At 47.5% G+C, this 2,246-nt stretch carries 2 protein-coding genes; both read right to left on the reverse strand.

All coding sequences use genetic code 11. The annotated features are described in order from the left end of the window. Positions 1–174: 174 nt before the first annotated feature. Positions 175–693, reverse strand: coding sequence for a DUF2085 domain-containing protein (locus tag LC574_RS36610; RefSeq protein ID WP_229458524.1), 519 nt, complete (start codon positions 691–693; stop codon positions 175–177). Between the two features lie 42 nt (positions 694–735). Continuing rightward, positions 736–2,246: TIGR00300 family protein (locus tag LC574_RS36615; protein WP_229458525.1), on the reverse strand; the 1,511-nt coding region annotated here is incomplete at its 5' end.

The raw sequence follows: 2,246 nt of genomic DNA on the forward strand, positions 1-2,246 counted from the left end.
TCATCTTGGTAAATTTGCTTGCATTGGGATGCTCCCCGCAAAATCAAAGTTAATACAGCAGAATTGGGGAATTTTCCGAGTCAGAATAGTTTATTAAATTAGAGCAAAAGCGATGTCTACGACGGGCTGCGCCTACGCACCATGTTCTGAAATCATACAGGCGATCGCTCATTACTAAAATCTTTTTGTGTCCTCCCGTCTTTGCCACCCATGCAAAATCGGCATGGTAAACAATCCCCACGCCAAACCTGTAATCAACCCAAAAGGCGTAACTAGATAGTTATTAAAACTCCACAAACCGAAAATCTGTGCTGCTAATTCCAAAGGATAAGCCATCATCAGCACACTGGCTAGCGCTACACCACTCCAGCCATACTGACTTAACCAGTAAAAACCCTTACCATCAGTTACCCCATACAACAGACGAGTAATCAGCAAACCCGTGACAGTGCCGTAGCAGCGCATACACACAGCCATAATAAACGGTGGTGCCAAACCTAACCCCATATCTGGTTGCGGACAGACATGATTACCCATGAAATAAATGATGTCCGCAATCCCAGGAAGCAAAGACACTCCAGACGCAGCCAAAAAGGGAGCAATCGGCGGGCCAAAAACCATCCCTACCAACAAGAAATCAGCAATCAAACTAACCCAATTAACCTGCAATTCAGTGAAAGCTACTCTTGTCATCTCCCTTTCTCTGCGTCCTCTGCGCCTCTGCGGTTCGTCTTCCTAACCTACCTTATTAACATAAGGACTTGTCAACTTATCCAACTGCTGAACCAACAGACTCAGGAATAATCCCACATCTGTCACCACACCCACCGATTCTACAGAACCGCGATCGCTTAACTTAGTGACCACAGCTGGATTAATATCCACACACACCATTTTCACACCAGCCGGAGTCATATTTCCCACGCCAATGGAGTGCAGCATCGATGACAGCATCAAAATCATCTCCGCACCTTCTAGGTGTTTAGCATATTCCTGCTGTGCTTGAATCAAATCCATTTGGGTATCAGGCAAAGGCCCGTCATCCCGAATCGATCCCGCAAGCACAAAAGGCACATTATTATGGACACACTCATACATCACGCCACTTTTAATTGCCCCCGCTTCTACAGCTTTGGGAATGCTGCCATAACGGCGGATACTATTAATTACCTTCAGGTGATGGCGGTGTCCACCATGCACGGCGACACCCCGCTTCATGTCTACACCCAAGGAAGTACCCATGATATTTTGCTCGATGTCGTGAACTGCGATCGCATTACCACCCAGCAGTGCTTGCACGTATCCTTCCCGAACCAGTTGCGCCAAGTGTTCACCGCCACCAGTGTGAATCACCACCGGGCCAGCCGTGACAACTACCTTACCACCAGCATCGCGGATTTTCCGCAATTCCCAAGCTACTTGCTCAACAACCAATTCCACGCGACGTTCGCTAGAAACCCCCGCCGACATAAAGCTGAATTCTTGGGTGCTGCGTAGTTCCCGCGATTCAGTTTTGCGGATGGTGCGGATACCTAACACGTCTACAATTACCTGTTCGCCAACTTTTAAATCGCGTAGTATTTTACAGCGAGCAACGAAGCCATTAGCAGTTTGGGTAATTGCGATCGCGCCATCCATCCGTTGATTTTCCACTTTCACCCACTGGCCATTAATTCGGACTTCGGTGGGATAAATTGTACTAACGTAGAAATCATCGGGTGCAACGCCATCTTGAATTACCGGCTCCAGTTTGGCATCTCGCTCATCTTGAGGTAAATCTACAGCACCCAAATCAATCAACCGGGAGATGATTTCTTCCATCACCTCATGGGATGGTGCTGATACCCTAACCTCGGCGGCTGAGGTACTTTGGCGCTGTTCTCCCAAATTAAAATTCAGGACTTTGAAGCTTCCCCCAGCGTCTATAATCAAATCCAAAGCGCGGTTAATTAAGCCTGCATCTAGCAAGTGTCCTTCCATGCGAATGACGCGGCTTTCTACCGAAACATTGGCATGAATTTCATCTCTAACTGGTTCTGTTACCCGCAAAGTTAAGCATTTAGCTGCACCACCAGCTTTGAGAAATTCGGTAAGCGGTGTTTCCAACACTTGGAAACCTGCATCTGCAAGGCGGGTTTTTAAAGCATCACTCGCCTTGTTCATGATGACGATGCTATCTACATTCACCGCATTACAAGCGAAGTTGACTGCATCAGCCTCTTCAAGTGCAATTCGCTTTTCGGGTG

Origin of the sequence: Nostoc sp. CHAB 5715 (assembly GCF_020829685.1) — a bacterium.
GTDB lineage: Bacteria > Cyanobacteriota > Cyanobacteriia > Cyanobacteriales > Nostocaceae > Nostoc.